The 21,302-nt window shown below is 59.6% G+C and carries 24 protein-coding genes; 12 read left to right on the top strand and 12 right to left on the bottom strand.

What is annotated here, in order from left to right:
• The first annotated feature begins 8 nt into the window (after positions 1-8).
• Together gph and DWQ09_13420 are read left to right on the top strand one after the other, a co-directional pair.
• Positions 9-701 carry a phosphoglycolate phosphatase gene (gene gph / locus DWQ09_13425; GenBank protein ID KAA3627311.1) on the top strand — a complete coding sequence of 231 codons (693 nt, stop codon included), beginning with the start codon at positions 9-11 and terminating at the stop codon, positions 699-701.
• The gene (locus tag DWQ09_13420; protein KAA3627310.1) at positions 694-1,941 is read left to right on the top strand and encodes a DNA recombination protein RmuC; all 1,248 of its coding nucleotides are present in this window, start codon (positions 694-696) and stop codon (positions 1,939-1,941) included. The genes gph and DWQ09_13420 overlap by 8 nt, the downstream gene beginning before the upstream one ends.
• Before the next feature lie 11 nt (positions 1,942-1,952).
• Here the strand turns inward: DWQ09_13420 and DWQ09_13415 are convergent, their stop codons facing one another.
• Positions 1,953-2,150, bottom strand: a complete 198-nt coding sequence (locus tag DWQ09_13415) for a hypothetical protein (GenBank protein KAA3627309.1) — start codon at positions 2,148-2,150, stop codon at positions 1,953-1,955.
• Between the two features lie 217 nt (positions 2,151-2,367).
• On the opposite strand from DWQ09_13415, the gene DWQ09_13410 reads away from it, so the two are divergent.
• The 4 genes from DWQ09_13410 (at position 2,368) to DWQ09_13395 (ending at position 5,765) form a co-directional block, all read left to right on the top strand.
• Positions 2,368-3,129 carry a YciK family oxidoreductase gene (locus DWQ09_13410; GenBank protein ID KAA3627308.1) on the top strand — a complete coding sequence of 254 codons (762 nt, stop codon included), beginning with the start codon at positions 2,368-2,370 and terminating at the stop codon, positions 3,127-3,129.
• Between the two features lie 176 nt (positions 3,130-3,305).
• The gene (locus tag DWQ09_13405; GenBank protein ID KAA3627307.1) at positions 3,306-4,217 is read left to right on the top strand and encodes a GGDEF domain-containing protein; all 912 of its coding nucleotides are present in this window, start codon (positions 3,306-3,308) and stop codon (positions 4,215-4,217) included.
• A gap of 183 nt (positions 4,218-4,400) precedes the next feature.
• A complete protein-coding gene (locus DWQ09_13400) occupies positions 4,401-5,030 on the top strand; it encodes a MarC family protein (GenBank protein KAA3627306.1) in 630 nt (209 codons plus the stop codon).
• 261 nt (positions 5,031-5,291) lie between these two features.
• Positions 5,292-5,765, top strand: coding sequence for a hypothetical protein (locus DWQ09_13395; protein KAA3627305.1), 474 nt, complete (start codon positions 5,292-5,294; stop codon positions 5,763-5,765).
• 62 nt (positions 5,766-5,827) lie between these two features.
• Here DWQ09_13395 and DWQ09_13390 read toward each other — a convergent pair whose 3' ends face one another.
• From DWQ09_13390 to DWQ09_13350, 9 genes are all read right to left on the bottom strand, one after another.
• Positions 5,828-6,385 (bottom strand): endonuclease, encoded by a 558-nt coding sequence (locus DWQ09_13390; GenBank protein ID KAA3627397.1) that lies wholly within the window; start codon positions 6,383-6,385, stop codon positions 5,828-5,830.
• Positions 6,386-6,489: 104 nt separating this feature from the next.
• Positions 6,490-7,386 carry a 23S rRNA pseudouridine(2605) synthase RluB gene (locus DWQ09_13385; protein KAA3627304.1) on the bottom strand — a complete coding sequence of 299 codons (897 nt, stop codon included), beginning with the start codon at positions 7,384-7,386 and terminating at the stop codon, positions 6,490-6,492.
• 71 nt (positions 7,387-7,457) lie between these two features.
• Positions 7,458-8,153 carry an SMC-Scp complex subunit ScpB gene (gene scpB, locus DWQ09_13380; protein KAA3627303.1) on the bottom strand — a complete coding sequence of 232 codons (696 nt, stop codon included), beginning with the start codon at positions 8,151-8,153 and terminating at the stop codon, positions 7,458-7,460.
• Positions 8,154-8,166: 13 nt separating this feature from the next.
• Positions 8,167-9,018: a segregation/condensation protein A gene (locus DWQ09_13375; GenBank protein ID KAA3627302.1), complete on the bottom strand. Its 852-nt coding sequence runs from the start codon at positions 9,016-9,018 to the stop codon at positions 8,167-8,169.
• Positions 9,019-9,052: 34 nt separating this feature from the next.
• Positions 9,053-10,270, bottom strand: a complete 1,218-nt coding sequence (locus tag DWQ09_13370; protein ID KAA3627301.1) for a tryptophan--tRNA ligase — start codon at positions 10,268-10,270, stop codon at positions 9,053-9,055.
• A gap of 42 nt (positions 10,271-10,312) precedes the next feature.
• Positions 10,313-10,966, bottom strand: coding sequence for a site-2 protease family protein (locus DWQ09_13365; protein ID KAA3627300.1), 654 nt, complete (start codon positions 10,964-10,966; stop codon positions 10,313-10,315).
• A gap of 42 nt (positions 10,967-11,008) precedes the next feature.
• Positions 11,009-11,632 (bottom strand): threonylcarbamoyl-AMP synthase, encoded by a 624-nt coding sequence (locus DWQ09_13360; GenBank protein ID KAA3627299.1) that lies wholly within the window; start codon positions 11,630-11,632, stop codon positions 11,009-11,011.
• Between the two features lie 44 nt (positions 11,633-11,676).
• Positions 11,677-12,288 (bottom strand): hypothetical protein, encoded by a 612-nt coding sequence (locus DWQ09_13355; GenBank protein KAA3627298.1) that lies wholly within the window; start codon positions 12,286-12,288, stop codon positions 11,677-11,679.
• Positions 12,289-12,381: 93 nt separating this feature from the next.
• Positions 12,382-13,257 (bottom strand): PHP domain-containing protein, encoded by an 876-nt coding sequence (locus DWQ09_13350; protein ID KAA3627297.1) that lies wholly within the window; start codon positions 13,255-13,257, stop codon positions 12,382-12,384.
• A 74-nt stretch (positions 13,258-13,331) separates the two neighbouring features.
• On the opposite strand from DWQ09_13350, the gene DWQ09_13345 reads away from it, so the two are divergent.
• From DWQ09_13345 to DWQ09_13320, 6 genes are all read left to right on the top strand, one after another.
• Positions 13,332-13,883: a septation protein A gene (locus DWQ09_13345; GenBank protein KAA3627296.1), complete on the top strand. Its 552-nt coding sequence runs from the start codon at positions 13,332-13,334 to the stop codon at positions 13,881-13,883.
• The gene (locus tag DWQ09_13340) at positions 13,884-14,186 is read left to right on the top strand and encodes a YciI family protein (protein ID KAA3627295.1); all 303 of its coding nucleotides are present in this window, start codon (positions 13,884-13,886) and stop codon (positions 14,184-14,186) included.
• Positions 14,183-14,449: a BolA family transcriptional regulator gene (locus DWQ09_13335; GenBank protein KAA3627294.1), complete on the top strand. Its 267-nt coding sequence runs from the start codon at positions 14,183-14,185 to the stop codon at positions 14,447-14,449. The genes DWQ09_13340 and DWQ09_13335 overlap by 4 nt, the downstream gene beginning before the upstream one ends.
• A gap of 19 nt (positions 14,450-14,468) precedes the next feature.
• Positions 14,469-15,287, top strand: coding sequence for a hypothetical protein (locus DWQ09_13330; GenBank protein KAA3627293.1), 819 nt, complete (start codon positions 14,469-14,471; stop codon positions 15,285-15,287).
• 387 nt (positions 15,288-15,674) lie between these two features.
• On the top strand, positions 15,675-16,772 hold the full coding sequence (locus DWQ09_13325; GenBank protein KAA3627292.1) for a flagellar motor protein MotA: 1,098 nt from the start codon (positions 15,675-15,677) through the stop codon (positions 16,770-16,772).
• Between the two features lie 7 nt (positions 16,773-16,779).
• Positions 16,780-18,096, top strand: a complete 1,317-nt coding sequence (locus tag DWQ09_13320) for a peptidoglycan -binding protein (protein KAA3627291.1) — start codon at positions 16,780-16,782, stop codon at positions 18,094-18,096.
• Between the two features lie 6 nt (positions 18,097-18,102).
• On the opposite strand, the gene DWQ09_13315 is transcribed toward DWQ09_13320, so the two are convergent.
• Positions 18,103-19,182: an aminotransferase class V-fold PLP-dependent enzyme gene (locus DWQ09_13315; protein KAA3627396.1), complete on the bottom strand. Its 1,080-nt coding sequence runs from the start codon at positions 19,180-19,182 to the stop codon at positions 18,103-18,105.
• An 83-nt stretch (positions 19,183-19,265) separates the two neighbouring features.
• Positions 19,266-21,290 carry an NAD-dependent DNA ligase LigA gene (locus DWQ09_13310; protein KAA3627395.1) on the bottom strand — a complete coding sequence of 675 codons (2,025 nt, stop codon included), beginning with the start codon at positions 21,288-21,290 and terminating at the stop codon, positions 19,266-19,268.
• Positions 21,291-21,302 lie beyond the last annotated feature (12 nt).

The following is a 21,302-nucleotide window of genomic DNA, read 5'->3' as shown; positions in this document are numbered from 1 at the left end:
CAGCCGGGATGCCTGTGAAAGACGTTGATCCGGCACAGCAGCCGATCACAACGGTACTGTTTGATCTTGACGGCACCCTGGTCGATACCGCTCCGGATATGGGGTATGCGCTCAACCAGGTGCTGCGCGAGCTCGGCCATCCGCCGCGGCCGCTGGAGGAGTTGCGACCTTTCACCTCCCACGGCAGTCTCGGGCTGATTCGTCACGCGCTCGGGTTCGGCGCCAAACACGACCGCTTTGCGGAAATTCGCCAGCGCTTTCTCGACATCTACAAAGAGAACCTGTTGAACGACACGCGCCTGTTTCCCGGGACTGAAGCGCTGCTGCGGGGCTTGGAAAACGCCGGGCTACGCTGGGGTGTGGTCACCAACAAGCCGGCCTGGCTCACCGATCCGCTCCTCAATCTGCTTGAACTGAGCAATCGCGCAGCCTGCGTGGTCAGCGGTGATACCGCCGCTCGACCCAAGCCGGACCCCGACCCGCTGCACCATGCCTGCGAACTGCTTGCCTGCAGTACCGCTGAGTGTATCTATGTGGGTGATGCCGAGCGCGATATCATCGCCGGTAATCGTGCCGGGATGATTACCCTGATAGCCCTGTTCGGCTATCTTCATGACGACGACCACCCTGAAACCTGGGGCGCCTCCGGAATGATCGACTCCCCGCTCGGGGTGCTCAGCTGGCTGGGAATCGATGTCTGAGACTGAAACCATTGCCCTTATCGCAGTTGCCGTAGGATTTCTCGCGGGTTTTCTCATCGCCCAACTGGAGGCGCGACAGTTGCGCCGCCGCAATTCGGAGCTGGAAACGCGTTTGACGTTCGAGCAGGAGAAATCCGATGAGCGACTGCAAACTCTGGAACTCGCTCGCCAGCAGTTGAGCGACAGCTTCAGCGCCCTGTCGGCACAGGCGCTGCGTGCCAACAACGAGCAGTTTCTCAAACTGGCACATGAGAATCTGCGTCAATACCAGGTCCAGGCCCAGGCCGACCTGTCCGAAAAGGAAAAAGCCATCGAAGGGCTGGTACGTCCTATTCGCGAAACCCTGGAAAAGACCGAGCAGCAGATCCGTCTTATGGAGAAAGAACGCAAAGAGGCGCACGGCTCGCTGACAAACTTTTTACAGGGAATGACTCAGACCCAACAGCAATTGGAGGCCGAAACCCGCAAACTGGTGCAAGCGCTGCGGCGTCCCGAAGTGCGAGGCCAATGGGGTGAGCTGACGCTGCGTCGCCTGGTTGAATTGGCCGGTATGGTCGAGCACTGCGACTTCTTCGAACAGGAGACGCAAGGCAGCGGCGAAGGCGCCTCCCGGCCCGACATGATTATCCGCATGCCCGATAAGCGCGAGATCGTGGTTGACGTAAAGACGCCCCTGGATGCCTATCTTTCGGCTGTTGAAGCAGTCGAAGACGTCGATCGGCGCCGCGCACTGGAGCGCCATGCGCGCAAGGTGCGCGAGCGGGTGCGCGAACTGGCCACCAAAGCCTACTGGGATCAATTCAAAAACGCGCCGGATTTTGTAGTCCTGTTCATTCCCGGCGAACAGTTTCTAAGTGCGGCCCTGGAGTTTGACCCCGCCCTGCTCGAGGATGCACTGCGCCAGAAGGTGATACTGGCCACACCCACCAGTTTCATCGCCCTGTTGCGCGCCGTGGCTTACGGATGGCGACAACTGGCACTGGCCGAAAATGCGGAGCGCATTCGCGAAACCGGTGAAGAACTGTATAAGCGCCTTGCCACCTTCACCGAACACCTTGCCAGAGTCGGTCGTAGCCTGGGCGGCAGTGTCGATGCCTACAACAAGGCTGTCGGATCACTGGAACGGTCCGTACTGCCCGGTGCGCGGCGTTTTACCGAGATGGGCATCAGCAGCGGTAAGAAAGAGATCGAGTCTCTGGAGCCGATGGAGCAAGGGGTGCGAACGATCGAGGGTGATTAGGCGGCGGCTGGCTACTCCTTGATAATACGTTTGGTTTCTTCGTAGATCTCTTTGGCCTTGTTGGCGGCCGCTTTTGCTTTCTCAGTCATGGGATCCTCTGCAAAAGGATTGCTGAGCAGTGGTCGTTCCTTGCCAATGTTGATACCCAGTCCGATGCCGACAAGCATACCGATTACCAGGCCCAACACGGTGTACTTAATGGCTTTCATTGTTTCCCCTCCTCCGTTCCACCCATTGTTGCGCCAATAGGCTGGCGCAGACCCGCAGGGGCCCAGTGTAGCGTATTTGACCCGGCTTTCAGTGTTCCGCGCCCGCCGTAACCATCGAGATCGTGCGGGCAGAGGGTTGACGACAGGTCATTCGTTCACGCGGTCGGGCTAGGCTACAATGCGCGCTTTCCCCTGCCGCTCGAAACAAGGAATACCCATGCGTTGTGATCCCCACTACCGACCTGCTGCGGACTTGCTCAAGGATCGCGTCATTCTCATCACCGGGGCGGCCGACGGCTTGGGCCGCGCAACGGCCAAGGCGTGCGCCCGCCATGGCGCCACTTTGATTCTGCTGGGACGCACCATACGCAAGCTGGAGAAGATATACGACGAAATCTGCGCAGCAGGCGGTCCGGATCCGGCCATTTATCCCATGAATTTGGAGGGCGCAGCGCCCAAGGATTACGCAGATCTGGCCGCTACGCTCGAATCCGAATTCGGTCGACTCGACGGCCTGGTGCACAATGCGGCAGAGCTCGGCACCCCCAGTCCACTGGACGCCTCCAATATCGAGACTTGGTACAAGGTGCTTCAGGTCAACCTCCACGCACCCTTCCTGCTCACCCATGCCTGTCTGCCGTTGTTGCGCAAATCCGCCGACGCTTCGGTGGTGTTTATCGGTGACGCCGTGGGCCGCAAGGCCAAGGCCTATTCGGGGGCCTACGCGGTCAGCAAGTTTGGACTGGAGGGTTTGATGCAGGTCCTGGCCGATGAAACCGAGAACAGCGGCATCCTGCGCAGCAACAGTTTCGATCCCGGTATTCTCAATACTGCGTTGCGGCGCCGCGGATATCCCGCCGAGAACTATGCGGCCAATCCCGCACCGGATTCAGCCGTACCGGGCTTGCTGTATCTATTGGGACCCGACAGTCGGGGTGTGACGGGTCAATCCTGGGTGTGGAGCCCGGCTGTCGATTAATTGGCGGAACGGCAATTCCAATCCCTCTCATTGGCGACGGTTTACCGTCTTTGCCTCAAGCAATTATTCACTATTAACTCGTATTCCATTGTTATTAATAACATTTCTACCTTCTCATCGAACTGGCATGGTTCTCGCATTCTGTGCAAGGTAGTACACAAAAGCGGAACAATCCCATGTCACTAGAGTTGAGCAACAACAACTTTTCAGCCAACACCGGCACCGCTGGCGGCCAACGTATCGCCTCCACAGTCCCGTCACCCGCGCTGACCCGTGCTCTGGAGATCACTAGTGCGCTGCAGACGACACTCGACCCGCAAAAGTTGATCGAGGTCTTTGCCCGCGAGGTGCGGACCACTCTGCAGTTTTCAGGGTTGCGTTACCGGCACGAACCGATGAAGCTGCTGCTTCAGGTCGATCAACTTGCGACCAACACCTGCAGCTATAAGCTGACCATCGAAAATGAATTCCTTGGGGAGATCATTTTCGGCCGTCGCCGCCGCTTCTCCCCGGATGAGCTGGCCTCGCTGGAGCACCTGCTGTGCAGCCTGCTCTACCCGCTGCGTAATGCGTTGCAGTATCAGCGTATGGTGCAGTGCGCCCGCCTGGATCCGTTAACCGGGCTGCAGAATCGTGTCTCGCTGGATAGTGAGCTGGAGCGCCATGTTCAATTGGCGCATCGTCACAACTCCCCGCTTTCGATGGTAGTGCTGGATATGGATCGCTTCAAATCGATCAACGACACCTATGGTCACGCTTTCGGAGATCAGGTACTGCGGGTACTGGCCGAGCGCGTTTCCGAGTGCATGCGAACTTCGGACCGTGTTTTCCGTTTCGGCGGAGAAGAGTTCGTGCTGATATTGCCCAACACCGATCTGGATGGTGCCTATCTGCTCGCGGAGCGTGTTCGTGAAACACTCGAGGGGACCCCGGTTATGCACGGCGATGAGCAGGTAAATGTGACGTTGTCGTTGGGAGTAGCCACCCTCAATCCGCGGGAGCTTGGTGATCAGCTGTTTGAACGCGCCGATTCCGCACTCTACCGCGCCAAGGCTGAAGGTCGTAACCGTGTAGCTGTCGCCGACTGATACCGGTGAGTTGTGTCTCATCCTCCCGGTGCACTGTGCAGTAGCGGTTGAGATCCATTCACCATTGATTCCCATGGTGATTCGCAGGGGCACTCAATCCTGTGCCGAATCCAGTTCGGACCATGATGCGAAGTGCGGCCGCTCTTCTATAATGTGCGCTTTACCTGAACGGCATCCCCGGAAGTGCTCGAAACCGCCATCTTAGCTTTCACCACGCTGTTCGCCACTATTGGACCCATCGATGTGGCTGCCATGTTCGCCGCTTTGACAGCCCATCATACGCCGCAAATGCGACGATCCATGGCGTTGCGCGCGGTTGCCATCGCGAGCGGGATCCTGTTGCTCTTCGCGTTAACGGGAGGAACTTTGCTTGCTCATCTGGGAATCTCACTGGCGGCACTGCGGACGGCGGGTGGCATCCTGCTGCTGCTCATTGGCATCGATATGGTCTTCGCACGCAGCTCAGGTGGTGTATCCACAACGGCTGACGAAGCCCAAGAGGCTACTACCAAGCAAGACATTTCGGTCTTTCCACTCGCCACCCCGCTGCTCGCGGGTCCCGGCGCCATGGGCGCCATTATTCTCTTGATGGCCAACGCGGAGGGCGATTTCGCCCGTCAAACCGTTGTGATTGCCATGCTTTTTCTGGCCATGCTCATCAGCTTCTTGGCGCTCATGGGCGCGGCACAGTTGCAGCGGGTACTCGGAGTCACCGGCATGCATGTCGTGAGCCGCATCTTCGGCGTCCTGCTGTCAGCCCTCGCCGTTCAATTCCTCTTTGACGGCATCGCCGCCAGTGGCCTACTGACCTAGTCGATCCAAAGACCGTGCAGGTTTTCTGAGACGAATTGGCCGTCGGTTTTGCCGCCCAACCCGTCCGTAACCAACGGAAGAATCTCGAAAAAGGGATGCCACCACCGGAAAAAGACGGTTTTTATTCGCTGCGAACGCCCTGGCAGGGATGACAGATCTTATTGACAATCACATTAGAAAAGGACTACAACCTACGGATAATATTAGAATAAGCGCACAAGTAATTCGGGGAGCGGGTCATGAATGGAGTGGTGAACCGCTGTGATCACGCAAATCTTCTTACAGTTGGATGACGTTTCGGGGATACAGCTAAAAGTCCTCAACGAGCTCAAGAAACACGGCCTGAAAACAGTCAAGCACGTCATTAAAGACGCTCCTAACGGGGGTAAGCTGTTGGCGATGGAGATCGAAAGCGCCGACGCCATCGACCAGGATGCCGTCCGGAGCATTGTCACATCCATCAACGGGGTCAAAGCCGTGCTCAAGGTGGCGGCGCGTGAGGTCGAAACCGGCCCCGATGTACTCCAACACGCCAGGGAACTGATGATGAACTCGCTGCAGGCATTTTCCCATCCGGTTAGAAGTGCCGGGCTGATAAAGGACGTCGACGCCGCCAAATCGGCCGAGGAGCTCAAGGCATTGATCGATCGCTGGTACGGCACCATCTCCGACAGCCCCGATGGCGCACAGCGTGTCGACGAGTTGCGCGCCGATCTGCTGAACCTGTTGCGCTAGGCCGGATCTGCCTGACCACCACTACCCGCAATGTGCGGATCGGGATTCATCGGTCCCGCGCATCAACTCCCTGATAGAGGACAGACCGGGTTCAGCACACAAGTCGAGCATCTGGGTTTGGTACGACAAACCTGCTTGGCGTGGCGCACGATCAATGCGTGATACTGATTGAAGATTCGCGCATCATCGCCCAGGGCCCGTGCAAAGGTTTGGCTTAGCTGGTCGTAACGGGCTTTGGCGTCCACCAAACCCAATCGTGAGAAGACACGTCGTGTATAAGCGTCGATCACAAAGACGGGGCGGTCAAATGCGTAGAGAAGGATATCGTCGGCGGTCTCCGGGCCGATTCCTTTGATGGCTAGCAATCTGTCACGCAGAGTTTCAGTCGTCCAACGACGTAAGACACGCTTTCCCCCCTGCTCCAACATCCAGCCGCAAAAATTCAACAGGCGTTGCGCCTTGACGTTGAAATAGCCCGACGGTCGCAGCAATTCTGCGAGATCGGCTTGCGGGATGTTGACAATGGCCTGCGGTGACAACGGTCCGGCACGTTTCAGATTGCCGATGGCACGCTCAACGTTGACCCACGCTGTGTTCTGCGTGAGGATGGCTCCTATCATGATTTCGAAAGGCGTGTCGCCCGGCCACCAGTGCTGAGGCCCGTATTCGGTATTCAGCACTCTGTAGACTTGATGAAACGGCGAGCGATCGCGCGCCGCTTTACTCACTTGTCGCGACCCTTCCAGGGGCCCTTGCGCGCAGTTGGGCGTCCGTTCCGCAGTGCCGGTTTGCGCGCGGCCGTTCGGGATCTCACGGCTGGGTTGGTATTTTTCGGATTGACAGGACCTTCTGGCGCAAGAACGCGGGGTTTCAGCGCCGCAAGTCCGGCAGTCTCGCGCAGCTGATTGATCTCTCCCGGCGTGAGGTCGCGCCATTGCCCCTTACGCAGATTGGACGGTAGTTGATAGGGGCCAAAACGCACCCGGATCAAGCGGCTTACCTGCATCCCCTGGCTCTCCCACAGTCTACGAACTTCCCGCTTGCGGCCTTCCACGAGGAGCGCGTAGTACCAGTGATTTGAGCCGCTGCCGCCCGCGTCGGTAATCTCCTCGAAACGCGCCGGCCCGTCTTCGAGTTGCACGCCGCGTGTCATATTGATCAACGCCTGCTCGGACACTCTGCCGTGAACGCGCACAGCGTATTCGCGCTCCACACTACGCGAGGGATGCATCATGGCATTGGCCAACTCGCCGTCGGTGGTAAAGAGCAACAACCCCGAGGTATTGAGATCAAGCCGGCCTATGGCTATCCAGCGTCCTTTCTGCAAGCGTGGCAGATGTGCAAAAACCGTCTCGCGTTGTTGGGGATCGTCGCGCGTTACCAACTCGCCTTCCGGTTTGTGGTAGGCAATCACGCGGGTCGGGACATCCTCGATTCTCTTCGCAGCGATCCGGCGCCCGTCCACTTCGATGCGCTCAGCGCCCGTTACGCGGTCACCCAATGTGGCGGTTCGCCCGTTGACGGTGATCTTACCCTCACGGATCCATCCCTCTATCTCGCGACGAGATCCAAGCCCGGCGCGAGCCAGAACCTTATGGAGTTTTTCGGTATCGGAGAGCATGGGTATCGAAGGCACTTTCACCGGCGCACGATATCAGCCAGGCAATTTTGTCCAACGGGCGTGTTCGGCAATCAAACAGGCAGGTCCCGATCGGTCAGGTGTACGGGCGGGCCCACGGCTTCCTCCTCGTCGGCAAGTTCATCGTCACCCCCGAACTCGTCGCTGAGCGTAGCGTTCAAATCACCCAGTTCGGCATCTGATCCCTTGGGCTCTTCGAACAGAAGTTCGGCGTTGATGCTATCGATATCGCGGATTTCGGCGAGCGTGGGCAGTTCGTTGAGATTCTTGAGATTGAAGTAGTCGAGGAACTTGCGGGTGGTGCCGTACATCGCAGGTTTTCCGGGAACATCGCGATGGCCAAGAACACGCACCCACTCTCTCTCCAGCAGAGTTTTCATGATATTGGTACTGACACTGACGCCGCGCACCTCTTCTATTTCGCCACGCGTGATGGGCTGGCGGTAAGCAATCAGTGCCAGAGTCTCCAGCAGCGCGCGCGAATACCGGGGGGGACGCTCCTCCCATAACCGGGATACCCACTCGCTCAATTCGCTGCGTGTCTGGACCCTGAAGCCGCTGCCGGTTTCCTTGATCTCGATTCCTCGCCCTTCATATTCCTCCGACAATACTTTCAGCGCGGCGCGAACCTCTTCGCGTGGTGGCTGCTCATGTTCGGGGAAGAGATTGATCAACGTTTCGACATTCAGCGGTTCACCCGCCGCAAGCAGGGCCGCTTCGATGATGTTCTTGAGAGTTTGTGAATCCATGAGTCGCTACCGTTCAGGACGCTGCTTCTTCGGTTTCATGCGCGTGGGATGAACTGCGCACCTTGACGTGAATCGGCCCGTAGGCTTCGGTCTGGATCAGCTCGATCATCGCGCCTTTGATCAGCTCCAGGATCGCCAGAAAGGTCACCACAACACCCAATCTGCCCTCTTCGGGCTTGAACAACCGGGAGAATTCCGTGAAGTTATCGGTGGTGAGTGTGGCGAGCAAATTGGACATACGTTCGCGCACCGACAGGGTGTCGCGTTGAATATGATGATGGCTGAACATGTCCGCCCGCTGCAGGACATCTTTCAGCGCGATCAGCACCTCTTTGAGCGTGACATCGGGCAGGGTCTGGTTCACGCGCCTCTCCACCACGTCGGCGCTGCCTACATAGATATCGCGTCCTACCTGCGGCAGGGCATCGATGTCCTCCCCAGCCTGCTTGTAGCGCTCGTACTCCTGCAGCCGGCGAATCAACTCGGCACGCGGATCTTCCTCTTCCTCGCCATCGCCGGGGGGGCGCGGCAACAGCATGCGCGATTTGATCTCGGCCAGCATGGCCGCCATCACCAGATACTCCCCCGCCAGTTCGAGTTTCATCTCCTGCATCAGGTCGATGTACTCCATGTACTGACGCGTGATTTCGGCGATGGGTATGTTGAGGATGTCGAGGTTCTGCCGCCTGATCATGTAGAGCAGCAGATCGAGCGGCCCCTCAAAGGCCTCCAGGAACACGCGCAGCGCGTCGGGAGGAATGTAGAGATCCCGCGGCAACTCGGTGACCCGCTCGCCCAGCACGAGCGCGATGGGCATCTCAGCCTGCTGCGGCGTCTGGGTTTCCTGCAGTTCCTCTTCGTTCATCACGATCCCGTGCGCTTGGTGAATAGGCCGATATCTAGCGGTAGTTCAGGCCCATCGCCTTGCGTACCTCCTCCATGGTTTCGCGGGCGACATCCCGCGCCTCTTCACACCCCTCGGCGATGATATTGCGCACCAGCGACGGTTGCTCTTCGAATTCGCGTGCTCGTTCGCGGATGGGATGCAGTTCCTCCTGGATGGCATCGATGACGTGTGCCTTGCAGTCGAGGCATCCGATGCCAGCGCTGGTGCACCCCTCGCGCACCCATTGCTTGCGCTCATCGTCCGAATAGACCAGATGCAACTGCCACACCGGACAGAGATCGGGATTGCCGGGGTCGTCACGGCGCACACGTGCCGGGTCGGTGGGCATGGTGCGCAATTTCTGCTCCACCACGTCCGGCGCTTCGCGCAGGCTGATGGTGTTGTTGTAGCTCTTGGACATCTTCTGCCCATCGAGTCCCGGCATCTTGGAGGCCGGAGTCAGCAGTGCCTGCGGTTCGGGGAGGATGATCTTGCCGCCACCCTCGAGGTAACCCTGCAGACGCTCATAGTCGGAGATGCTGATATTCTGCTGGCTCTCCAGCAGTGCGCGGGCCACCTCCAGAGCCTCCTGATCACCCTGTTCCTGATAGCGTTTGCGCAGGTCGGCGTAGAGTTTGGCGTTCTTTTTCCCCATTTTCTTGGCGGCTGCCTCGGCTTTCTCCTCGAAACCCTGCTCGCGACCGTAGATGTGGTTGAAGCGCCGCGCCACTTCACGCGTCAACTCAACATGGGCCACCTGATCCTCGCCCACCGGTACCATGCCGGCGCGGTAGATAAGAATATCGGCCGATTGCAGCAGCGGATAGCCCAGAAAACCGTAGGTGGCGAGATCGCGCTCCTTGAGTTTGTCCTGCTGATCCTTGTAGCTTGGAACACGCTCCAGCCACCCCAGTGGCGTGACCATGGCCAGCAGCACATCCAGTTCGGCATGCTCCATGATGCGGGACTGGATAAAGAGTCTTGCGGAGTTGGGGTCGATGCCTGCGGCCAGCCAGTCGATCACCATGTCCCACACGTTGTTGGCGAGGATCTCCGGCTCTTCGTAGTGCGTGGTCAGGGCATGCCAGTCGGCGACGAAGAAAAAACACTCGTACTCGTGCTGAAGCCGGAGCCAGTTCTTCAGCACGCCATGGTAGTGACCCAGGTGCAGTTTGCCGGTGGGGCGCATACCCGAGAGTACGCGCTGGTATTGAGTGGGGATGATATCCACTTGACTCCTCTTAACGTCGTTTGTTGATGCGTTATTGGTAATCTACAGGCCGACCAGATTGAACAGGGCGCTTTGCAGCAGCGCGACCGGTTTGCCCAGGATACGCCCCAACAGACCCGTCGCCAGCAATGCGATCAGAATAATGAAACCGTAGGGCTCGATACGACTGAAACGCCACGCCAATGGTCCGGGCAGCAGCCCCGCAACCACGCGGCCACCGTCCAGAGGCGGCAACGGCAGCAGATTCAGCACCATCAGTACGATATTGATCGTGATACCCGCACCGCCCATGTAGATCAGGGGTACCGCGATCCAATCGAGCGTGCCGGCAGTGGCGATACCAAATTTCATCACCACCGCCCATATCAGCGCCATGAGCAGGTTGGCGAGGGGACCGGCAACGGCAACGAGCGCCATATCGCGCTTGGGGTGACGCAGATTCTCCCAGGTCACCGGGACCGGTTTCGCCCAACCGAAGACGAACCCGCCTATCAAAAGCAGGAAACCGGGAATCAGCAGCGTCCCAACAGGATCGATATGTTTGATCGGATTGAGGGTGAGGCGCCCCATCATCATGGCAGTGGGATCTCCCAGCCGTTTCGCCACCCAGCCATGAGCCACTTCGTGCACCGTGATGGCAAACAGGATAGGGATCGCCCATACAGCAATGCGTTGCAGCATATTGAGTTCTAGCATCGGGGGATTATACCGGGTCGCGCTGCCCTGCGCCGCCACACATCAGGTTTGAAAGAGAGAAACATCGCCCTTCCCCGCGCGGACCACTTCCGGGACAGGCCCGGTGAGATCGAGTACGGTGGTGGGCTCGAAACCGCAGTGGCCGCCATCGATGACCAGATCCACCGCGTGCCCAAGAATATCGCGCATCTCGTGAGGCTCGGTCAGCGGCATCTCCCCGCCGGGCAATTGCAGGGTCGAACTCATCAGCGGTTCACCCAACTCCGCCAGCAGCGCCTGGGAGATGAGGTTATCGGGAACGCGCAGGCCGATGGTCCTGCGTTTGGGGTTTTGCAGACGTCGCGGCACTTCGCGTGTCGCCATCAGCAGAAAGGTATAGGGGCCCGGCGTAAGGCTTTTCAGCAGGCGGTAGGCGACATTGTCCACCTTGGCGTAGGTGGAGATATCGGTCAGATCACGGCACACCAGTGTGAAGTTATGACTCTCGTCCACGCGGCGAATTGCGCGGATGCGCTCCTGCGCCTCCTTGTTGCCGATGCAGCACCCCAGCGCGTAGCTCGAGTCCGTCGGATAGATGATCAACCCCCCATCGCGCAAGATCTCGCCGGCACGGCGGACCAACCGGACCTGTGGGTTATCGGGGTGGATCTGGAAAAACTGGGACATGGACCCGGGATATCCATTGTTGCAAAGGGCGCCATTATAGAGAGTTATCCCGGTAGCGTTGAGCTTAAGTTTGTATTGGCGATCAACATCAGCGGCACCGGCGAAACAGCCACGGCGATCAACGCCAGGTAGCGGGGAAAGGGAAAGAGTCCGCTCATTCCCGTCACCACCCCGATTCCCCCGCCCCCGCCAATCAGCGCGTTGCCTGGCCTATTGAGTGCGATCGCCAGCGCAAGGTAGCGATGACGGAGAAAGAACGGCAGCCAGCGGCTGGGGATCTGGCGGGTGAGGTAGACCATGCGCTGGGACGGCGTCATCTCCTCCATCTCATGGACCAGCGCCTCGGCGCGACGCGATCCCAACCAGGCGAGAACACCGCCCAGCACCGGTACCGGCATCAGGCGTCCCAGACCGTAACTCAGCGACAACGCCAGCAGCGTTGCAGTGTAGACCGGCGCGATCCCTTCCAGCCCGCCCACCAGCATCACGACCAACCCCACTTCGATGCCCGGTACGAACGGCAGGGCCATGAAGAGCACGTAGAGCACCATCGCCAGGAGCAGGAAGAACGCATGCCGGCCCTTGAGCGGCGCGAGCCAATCGCGGACCTGGTGTGTCAGGTCATCGCCCAGGAAGTAGACGCCGGCGAGCAGCATTGCCAACAACAGGATCTTCGCCGCGAAGCCGGCGCGGTTGACGGTTGGATTCGCAGCGAAGATGTGGCAGGCATGGGCCGGGGCGCGGGGTCACTACCCGCTTGAAACGGCTTTGAGAGTGGTGGCGTCGAACGCGCTGGCCAGGATGTCACCAATCGGCCGGCACTCCGCAGGGATCGGTGCAAAACGCCCCGGCGCCAACCAGGTCTGCTCCGGGCTGTGGAAATCCGACCCACCCGAGGCGCAGAGATCGTGCTGTCGAGCCAGTTCCACCAGTAAACCGGTACGATCCAGCGCCTGACTTCCCGAGACCACCTCCATCGCCTCACCTCCGGCCGCCGCGAACTCCGCTACCAGATAGCGTAGCCTGCGATTGTGTATCGGGTAGCGCAGAGGATGGGCCAGTACCGCCGCCCCGCCCGCCGTCCTGATCCAGGCGATAGCAGTGGCGATATCCACCCAGTCACTGGGGACATGGCCCGCTTTGCCACGAGCCAAAAACCGCTTGTGCGCCGAGGCGGCATCCACGGCGTGCCCTGCGGCGACCAGCCAGCGGGCGAAATGGGTGCGGGTGACCGCCGCCGGTCCGGCCAGGGCGCCGGCACCTGCAAGAGCGCCCACGATGCGCCGCTTTTCCAAGCGCCGGGCGATCTCCACAGCCCGTTTGGCGCGACGTTGACTGAGGAGCGCTAGCCCGTCCTGCAACATTGCGCTGCCGGGATCGACACCCAGGCCCACCACGTGGACGTTGACCCCTTCCCACGTGGTGGAGATCTCGACGCCCGGCACAAAAGCGATTCCGCGGGCTGCCGCAGCCTGTGAGGCCTCCGCCAGACCGGCCGTTGTGTCGTGATCGGTCAGCGCCAGGCGGGACACCCCGTGGGATTGGGCGTAATCGACGAGTTGCGTCGGCGAGAGCGTCCCGTCGGAGGCCGTCGAATGAAGATGAAAATCGCTATCGTGTGGCATGAGTCTATTGTACGCGGCAATCCGCTGCGGGTTTTATGCGACAATAGGCGTCCCGTTTACTCAGTGTGCCCACCATGAAGTTCCTGTTCGATTTCTTTCCCATCCTGCTGTTTTTCATCGCCTTCAAGACATGGGATATCTTTATTGCCACCGGCGTGGCGATCGTCGCGACCTTCGTACAGGTCGGGCTCTTCTGGGCCAAGCACCGCCGGTTCGAACGCATGCACATCATCACCTTGGTGCTGATCGTGGTTTTTGGCGGACTTACCATCGCCTTGCGCGACGAAACGTTCATCAAGTGGAAGCCGACCATCCTCAACTGGCTCTTTGGGGCGGCGTTTCTGGGGAGTCAGTTCATCGGTAAAAAACCGCTGGTGCAACGCATGCTCGAGACCAACTTCTCCCTGCCGGACGGCATCTGGGGTCGTCTCAATCTGATATGGATCGTCTTTTTTGTGATCATGGGGGTCGTCAACCTCTATGTCGCCTACTCGTTTGACACGGATACCTGGGTAAACTTCAAGCTGTTCGGCATGATGGGGCTGACCATCGCCTTTGTGATCGCCCAGGCCTTCTACCTCGCCCGTTATCTGCCGGAACAACCCGAATCCAACGAGGAGTCCTGAATGCTCTACGCCATAATCGCAGAGGATAATCCCAACTCAGCGGAGCGGCGCGCGGGTGCCCGCCCCGATCATGTCAAACGCCTCCAGCAGCTGCAGGACGAGGGACGGATGGTGCTGGCAGGGCCCCATCCAGCCATCGACAGTGAAGATCCGGGAGACGCCGGATTCAGCGGCAGCCTGATCGTTGCGGAGTTTGCCAGCCTGGAGCAGGCCCGGTCCTGGGCCGATGCCGATCCTTACGTGGCAGCAGGCGTCTATCGCGTGGTGCAGGTAAAGCCCTTTCGCAGGGTGTTCCCCAAATGAGCGCCCGCGTCGATTCGATACGCGCGCGGCTAACGGCGTCCTTTTCCCCCGAGCACCTGGAAATCGTCGACGAGAGCCACAAGCATGCCGGGCACGCGGGAGCACGCGATGGTCGCGGCCATTTTGCGATTACCATCGTCTCCTCCGCCTTCACCGGCATGCCGCCGATCAAACGCCATCGTGCCATCTATCAGGCTCTGGGCGAATTGATGCAATCCGACATCCATGCCCTGAGCATCCAGGCTGGTTCGCCGGACGAATGAACGCTGCAAGGATGGATTGATGCGGAGAGTAGTGACCTTGCTGTTTGCCCTGATGGCCTCCCTGCTGGTGGCGACGGGTAGCGCCGGGGCGGCCGATCCAGCGCTCAAAGAGAGGGTGCTGGCCACGGTCAATGGCAAGCCCTTGACCGCGGAGATGCTCGCCTTTTATACGCAACGCCGCCTCGCCGATGGCAGTGCGAAGGGCGACGATGCGGGCCGGGCACCGAATCTGATCAACGATCTCGTCGCGCTCGAAATCATGGCCCAGCAGGCGGAGAAACAGGGTCTTCAGAACGACGGCGACCTGCAGCTGATGATCGATCTGACACGCAAGAACCTTCTGGCGCAGAACCTCATGCAGGGTTATCTGCGCGATAACCCGGTCACCGATACCGAACTGCATGAAGCTTACGAACTGATCAAATCACGGCTCTACGGCACGCAGTATCATGTCTTCCATATCCAGGTCGCCGAAGAAGCCAGGGCACGCGAACTCATCGCCCAACTCAAGAGCGGCGCCCGGTTCGACGAACTCGCACGGACCCATTCGCAGGATCCCACAGGACGGAGTGGCGGTGACCTCGGCTGGTTCGGCAAGGATCAACTGCCCGCCGAGTTTTCGTCGGCAATAGGGAGTGCCAGATCAGGCGCTGTGGTAGAGGAACCTGTAAAGAGCAGCCACGGTTGGCATGTGATCCAACTGGCGGCAACCCGCGAACAAACTCCCCCTGGGTTCGCGGAGTCACGCGACAGCCTCGAGGGCTTGGTGCGCAACCAGCGCCTGCAGGCCTTCGTAGCCAAGCTGCGTTCTCAGGCGAAGATCGAACAACCCCAATAGCACACTCGTACTTGAGATACGGCGATGAGGCCGGTAAATAGAGTAAATATTTCGTTAAATTAAATTTAATTACAATAAGTTACAAGTTATATTTAAAGTTGTTTCAGCTAGTTGCCCGGTCGCTTCGATTCGCTTGCAATCGGTAGCGACGCGCCCATCTCCGACCACAGTGGCGTTTGACGCCTGACCTGTAGGGGGGGATTATCCATACCGGCACAGGATGGCAACCCAGTTCGTTTTCCTGACGATCACAATGCGCGATCCCGGTCCACCCTATTGAGATAGCGTTTTCGCGCCAAGGCAATGGCATCATAGTCCTGCACTATGCTTGCAACCATGCACAACAACAAAGAGATACCGATTATGCGGGGGAGAATCGTAGTCTGGATGGCCGTTTTCCTGGCGCTGGTGGCGGGCGTGACCGCCTTGCTCTACCCGGCGCTGAAAGACGCGTTCCTGGCCAATCCTGTGTTCAACGGCACGATCATCGGTGTCTTGCTGATCGGCATCGCGGTGAACTTCCGCCAGGTTATCGCGCTGAATCCCGAGTTGGCCTGGCTGGCGAATCGCCGCCGCGGCGCCGCGGGCGACAAACCGGTCAAACTCCTCATGCTGGCACCCTTGACGCGCATGTTTGCCGATCGCGAGGGCGCTCCCCGCCTCTCGGCCATGGCCGCCCGTTCGGTGCTCGATGGCTTGCGCATGCGCCTTGACGAGCATCGCGATGTCTCGCGCTACCTGGTGGGTCTGCTGATCTTCCTCGGCCTGTTAGGCACCTTCTGGGGGCTGCTCGACACGGTCTCCTCCGCTGGGGAAGTGATCGCGGGGCTGCAGGTAGGGGGCGCCGAACTCGGTGAGGTGTTCGAGCGTTTGAAGCAGAATCTGCAGGGGCCCCTGGCTGGCATGGGTACCGCCTTCAGTTCGTCGCTGTTTGGTTTGGGCGGCGCCCTGGTGCTGGGTTTTTTCGACCTGCAGGCCGGACACGCCGAAAATCGGTTCTTCAAAGAGGTGGAGGACTGGCTGGCCGAGCTGACGCATCTCTCGAGTCCCGCTTTCGCCGACGGGGAGACCTCGGCTCCCGCCTACATCGAGGCGCTGCTGGAAAAGACAGCCGACAGTCTCGAAGCGCTGGAGCGCGTCATCAGCCGCAGCGAGGAGGACCGCTACGGCATGCGCGAACAACTCCTGCAGCTCACGACCCGTCTCTCGGAAGTAAGCGATCAGATCCGTGCTGAACAACAACTCACCAAGGGTCTGGCACGTCAGCATCAGGATCTTCAACCGCTGATCGGCCGTCTGGCCGAATCCATAGAACGGGGCGCCGATAGCCAGGACGGGCTGCACGAGCACCTGCGCAAGCAGGAAACCGTGCTGCGCGGCGTAATGCAGGCCAGCGCCACAGCGCAGCGCGAACTGCTCGACGAGTTGCGTCAGGAGTTGAGGCTGATGACCCGCGCCCTGAGCGGGCGCTCCGATAGCGGCTGAACGAGCGATGTTCGCCATCGCCCGTCGCTCACGCACCATCAATATCTGGCCCGGGTTCGTCGACGCCCTGGCTTCGGTATTGCTGGTCTTCATCTTCATGCTGCTCGTCTTCGTCATCGCACAGTTCTATCTCACCGGCGTATTGGCAGGGCGCGAGGCAGCCCTTGAACGGTTGACGCAAAACATCAACGAATTGGCGGCCACGCTGTCGCTGGAACAGGAGAAAAGTTCCGGACTGGAACGGCAACTCGCCGAACTGGATGCACGTCTGCGGGCAACGCTTGCCGAACGGGATGAGCTGGGTAGCCGGTTATTGCTCACCACACAGCGTGCGCAGGTGCTGGAAAGTGAACTCGAAGCGGCGCGCCAGACCGTTGCTGCGGACGAGGAGACGCTACGCCTCAGGCTGCTCGAGATTGCCAGCCTGCAGCAGGACATCGCGGCGCTGCGGGAGTTGCGTACGAAGCTCGAGGCCCAGGTGGCGACGGTCGCTGGCCAGCTGGAGACGCGCACGTTAGAGCTGGGCGCAGAGCGCGACCGCCGCAGACAACTGGAGGCGGACCTTGCCGAAGCGCAGGAAAGAACACTGCTCGCGCAGACGGAACTCGAACAGCGCGACCTCCGCATCGCTGATTTGGCGGCGCGGATTGCCGATCAGGACCGGGCACTGGCCAGCGAGCAGCAACTCTCCCAAAGTCGCCAACAGCAGATCGCACTGCTCAATCAGCAGATCGCCGCATTGCGCGATCAGATTGCAAATCTCTCGGCCGTACTCGCGCTGGAGGAGAAACGCGTCAAGGATCAGCAGGTCGAGATTGCAACACTCGGCCAACGGCTCAACCTGGCATTGGCACAGAAGGTTCAAGAGCTGAATCGCTACCGCTCGGAGTTTTTTGGCCGGCTGCGCGAGGTGCTGGGAGATCGCAAGGATATCCGTATCGTCGGCGATCGCTTTGTGTTTCAGTCGGAAGTGCTTTTCGCGACTGCAGAGGCGCAGCTCGGTGAAGGGGGTAAGCGTCAGATCGAAGTGTTGGCGAAGTCGCTGAAAGAAGTGGCAGCGCGCATCCCGAAAGATATCGACTGGGTGCTGCGCATCGATGGTCACACCGATCGCCGCTCCATCAATACCGCGGAGTTTCCGTCCAATTGGGAGCTCTCCAGCGCGCGCGCCCTATCGATCGTTCGCTTCCTGATCAGCCAGGGCATTGCTCCGGAACGGCTCATAGCCGCCGGATTTGGCGAACACCGTCCGCTGAGCGCGGAAAACACACCGGAGGCCTGGCAGCGCAATCGGCGCATCGAGATCAAACTCACACTTCCGTAAGCGATGCTAAGCGCCGCGGATTCCGCAAGCTGCCAGCGCCACAAACAACCGCTCCACATCTGCCTCGTTGTTATAGAGATGCGGTGTCACCCGCAGTGCATCGCCGCGCTGACTGATATAGACTTGATGCGCGCTCAGTCGTTGAGGCAGGTCCCCCGGCAGATTCCCCGAATAACGCAGCCCCAGATAGTGGCCGGCTCGAAGCGGATCGCTTAGTGCGGTGAAGCCATGGCTTTGCGCACGCGCGACAATGGCAGCCGTTTTGTGTGCGAGTGTCTGTGCAATGGCAGCCACCCCCCACGCGTGCAGCTGCTCAAGCCCCGCTTCGGCTACTGGCATCAGTTGAAAATGAGAGCGCTCGCCCATGTCAAAGCGTCGCGCACCGGGTTGAAAGCTATCGCGGTAATCCACGAGACGGGCGAAGTCTTCGCTCCCCTCACGTGTAATCCAGTTGTACTCGAGTGGCTGTCCGCACTGCCACCGCGGTGCGACATAGCAAAAACCGAGCGTATACGGCCCGAGCAACCACTTATAGGCGGCGGCAACGGCAAAATCCGGCTGTACTGCCTTTACATCTATCGGTAACGCGCCTGCGGATTGCGTGAGATCCAACACCAGTGCTGCTCCCATCTCGCGACACCGCGCACCGACAGCGATCAGATCAACTAGCGCGCCATCGACCCAATGGCAATGTGGCAAAGCGACCACTGCCACGCTTCGGTCAATGTGCTCCAGTATCGAACGGGTCCAATCGTTGTCCTGCGGACGCGCCAGAGTCACCACCTCGGCTTCCCGCTCGCGCGCCAGTTCACGCCAGGGATAGACATTCGAGGGAAACTGATCGGCCAGCAACAAGATCCGCTGCCCCTTCGCTAGCGGCAGGTTGCGTGCTGCCACGCCCATGGCGTAGCTCACCGCGGGCACAATGAAAATGTCGTCGGCGGTTGCACCGATCAGCTGAGCAAAAAGCGTGCGCGTCCTTTCCGTGCGGGCAAAGAAATCGGTGGTGGAAATGTTCCACGGTTGACCTTTGCTGCGTATCCCCGCTTCGCCGGCTCGGATCCCGGTCTTGAGCAGTGGCGACATGTAGGCACAGTTGAGATAGCTCACCTCTTCGGGGATCTCGAAAAGATGACGTTGTGAGGGAATCAATGGTTTCTCTCCGTGGCTCAAACCACACCTCCTTCCCGCAGCATACGCAGCAACTCCGTTTCACTGATGACCTGGATACCGAGATCTTTCGCCCTGGTGAGTTTTGAACCGGCATCACTACCCGCCACGACGCAGTCGGTTCTCTTGGAGACGCTGCCGCTCACCTTTGCACCCAAGGTTTGAAGATGAGCTTTCGCCTCATCGCGGGTGAGCTCCTCCAGCGTACCCGTAAGCACGAATGTCTTGCCTGCCAGGGGCTGCTCAGTGAGGCCACGCGCCTCGATAGCAGGCCAGTGAATACCGGCCGCACGTAGCGTGGCGATGACTTCCTGATTGTGCGGTTGATGAAAGAAATCCACCACATGGGTGGCAACGATGGGCCCGACATCGGGAACCTGCTGCAGCCTATCGACATCCGCCTGCATCAACGCATCGAGATCGCCAAAATGGTTGGCCAATGCCAGTGCGGTCGCCTCCCCGACTTCGCGCATACCCAAGGCGTAAAGAAACCGCGGCAGCGTGGTCGATCGACTATGGGCGATGGCGGCAACAAGATTCTCTGCCGATTTATCCCCCATGCGCTCCAGATTTGCCAACTGCTCGTTTTTCAGCGCGTAGAGGTCCGCAACGGTGCCGATCAATCCGGATTCGACCAGCTGCTCGACGAGTTTGTCGCCCAGTCCTTCGATATCCATGGCGCGGCGCGATGCAAAATGTTTAATCGATTCCTTACGCTGCGCCGCACAGAATAGACCGCCACTGCAGCGTGCAATGGCTTCGCCTTCGACGCGGGTGATATCGGAGCCGCAGACCGGACAGTGTGCGGGCATTTGAAACACACGCGCATCGTCTGGACGGCGATCGAGCACCACACTCACCACTTCGGGAATCACATCGCCTGCACGCCGCACGATGACCGTGTCACCGATGCGCACGTCTTTGCGTCGTACTTCGTCCTCGTTGTGCAGCGTAGCGTTGGTGACGGTTACTCCTCCGACGAAGACCGGTTCCAGGCGCGCCACCGGTGTCAACGCACCCGTGCGACCGACCTGCACCTCGATGTCGACGACGCGAGTCAGTTCCTCCTGGGCCGGGAATTTATGTGCCAGGGCCCAGCGCGGCGCACGTGAAACGGAGCCGAGCGCCTGCTGTTGGTCGATGCGATCGACTTTATAGACCACGCCGTCGATCTCATAGGGCAACGCATTCCTGCGTTTGGCCATTTCGGCATAATAAGCCCGGCATCCCGCGATCCCGATAACGCATTGCTGCTCGCGAGAAACCGGTAGTCCCCACTCTCTCAGACTGGTGAGTATCGCACTGTGGCGGTCCGGCATAGCGATGCCCTCCACCAATCCCACGCCATAACTGAAGAAGGCAAGCGGTCGCTGCGCCGTTACGCGCGGGTCGAGTTGGCGCAGGCTTCCCGCGGCAGCATTGCGGGGATTTACGAACACCTTCTCGCCCTTCTCCCGCGCCGCTGCGTTCATCGCCTCAAACCCGGTTTTCGTCATAAAGACCTCACCACGCACTTCCATGATTGCCGGTACATCACCACCGCGCAGACGTAACGGGATCGAGGCAATGGTACGAACATTCTGCGTCACCTCCTCACCACGCTCCCCATCTCCACGCGTCGCGGCCTGCACCAGTCGCCCATTCTCAAATCGCAAACTGATGGCCAGTCCGTCGAGTTTCGGTTCACAAGAGTACTCGATATCGCCCTCGATCTTGAGACGTTCGTGCACGCGACGATCAAAATCGGCCACTTCCTGGTCGCTGAAAGCATTCTCGAGTGAGAGCATGGGTGCGGCATGGACCGCTTCGGCAAAGGCCCGCAGCGGTGCGGCACCGACGCGTTGGGTAGGTGAATCGGCGCTAATCAGCGCTGGATGCGTTGTTTCCAGATCCTGCAATTCCCGCAGCAACCGGTCGTATTCGGCGTCGGGGATTTCGGGATCGTCAAGAACGTAGTAACGATAGTTGTGGTATTCGATCTGCCGGCGCAACTCGGCAATGCGAGCTTTTTCGGTTGCACTCACCAACGGGGGCTC

The organism is Pseudomonadota bacterium, from assembly GCA_008501635.1.
Classification (GTDB): domain Bacteria; phylum Pseudomonadota; class Gammaproteobacteria; order QQUJ01; family QQUJ01; genus QQUJ01.
The sequence above is the reverse complement of the archived record's forward strand: the minus strand, read 5'-3'. Positions and strand labels throughout refer to the sequence as shown.

Excerpts from the sequence above, each read along its gene's own strand:
- gph (KAA3627311.1), top strand. The coding sequence starts at position 9 with ATGCCTGTGAAAGACGTTGATCCGGCACAGCAGCCGATCACAACGGTA.
- DWQ09_13420 (KAA3627310.1), top strand. The coding sequence starts at position 694 with ATGTCTGAGACTGAAACCATTGCCCTTATCGCAGTTGCCGTAGGATTT.
- DWQ09_13415 (KAA3627309.1), bottom strand. The coding sequence starts at position 2,150 with ATGAAAGCCATTAAGTACACCGTGTTGGGCCTGGTAATCGGTATGCTT.
- DWQ09_13410 (KAA3627308.1), top strand. The coding sequence starts at position 2,368 with ATGCGTTGTGATCCCCACTACCGACCTGCTGCGGACTTGCTCAAGGAT.
- DWQ09_13405 (KAA3627307.1), top strand. The coding sequence starts at position 3,306 with ATGTCACTAGAGTTGAGCAACAACAACTTTTCAGCCAACACCGGCACC.
- DWQ09_13390 (KAA3627397.1), bottom strand. The coding sequence starts at position 6,385 with ATGATAGGAGCCATCCTCACGCAGAACACAGCGTGGGTCAACGTTGAG.
- DWQ09_13385 (KAA3627304.1), bottom strand. The coding sequence starts at position 7,386 with ATGCTCTCCGATACCGAAAAACTCCATAAGGTTCTGGCTCGCGCCGGG.
- scpB (KAA3627303.1), bottom strand. The coding sequence starts at position 8,153 with ATGGATTCACAAACTCTCAAGAACATCATCGAAGCGGCCCTGCTTGCG.
- DWQ09_13375 (KAA3627302.1), bottom strand. The coding sequence starts at position 9,018 with ATGAACGAAGAGGAACTGCAGGAAACCCAGACGCCGCAGCAGGCTGAG.
- DWQ09_13365 (KAA3627300.1), bottom strand. The coding sequence starts at position 10,966 with ATGCTAGAACTCAATATGCTGCAACGCATTGCTGTATGGGCGATCCCT.
- DWQ09_13360 (KAA3627299.1), bottom strand. The coding sequence starts at position 11,632 with ATGTCCCAGTTTTTCCAGATCCACCCCGATAACCCACAGGTCCGGTTG.
- DWQ09_13355 (KAA3627298.1), bottom strand. The coding sequence starts at position 12,288 with ATGCTGCTCGCCGGCGTCTACTTCCTGGGCGATGACCTGACACACCAG.
- DWQ09_13350 (KAA3627297.1), bottom strand. The coding sequence starts at position 13,257 with ATGCCACACGATAGCGATTTTCATCTTCATTCGACGGCCTCCGACGGG.
- DWQ09_13345 (KAA3627296.1), top strand. The coding sequence starts at position 13,332 with ATGAAGTTCCTGTTCGATTTCTTTCCCATCCTGCTGTTTTTCATCGCC.
- DWQ09_13340 (KAA3627295.1), top strand. The coding sequence starts at position 13,884 with ATGCTCTACGCCATAATCGCAGAGGATAATCCCAACTCAGCGGAGCGG.
- DWQ09_13335 (KAA3627294.1), top strand. The coding sequence starts at position 14,183 with ATGAGCGCCCGCGTCGATTCGATACGCGCGCGGCTAACGGCGTCCTTT.
- DWQ09_13330 (KAA3627293.1), top strand. The coding sequence starts at position 14,469 with ATGCGGAGAGTAGTGACCTTGCTGTTTGCCCTGATGGCCTCCCTGCTG.
- DWQ09_13325 (KAA3627292.1), top strand. The coding sequence starts at position 15,675 with ATGGCCGTTTTCCTGGCGCTGGTGGCGGGCGTGACCGCCTTGCTCTAC.
- DWQ09_13320 (KAA3627291.1), top strand. The coding sequence starts at position 16,780 with ATGTTCGCCATCGCCCGTCGCTCACGCACCATCAATATCTGGCCCGGG.
- DWQ09_13315 (KAA3627396.1), bottom strand. The coding sequence starts at position 19,182 with ATGTCGCCACTGCTCAAGACCGGGATCCGAGCCGGCGAAGCGGGGATA.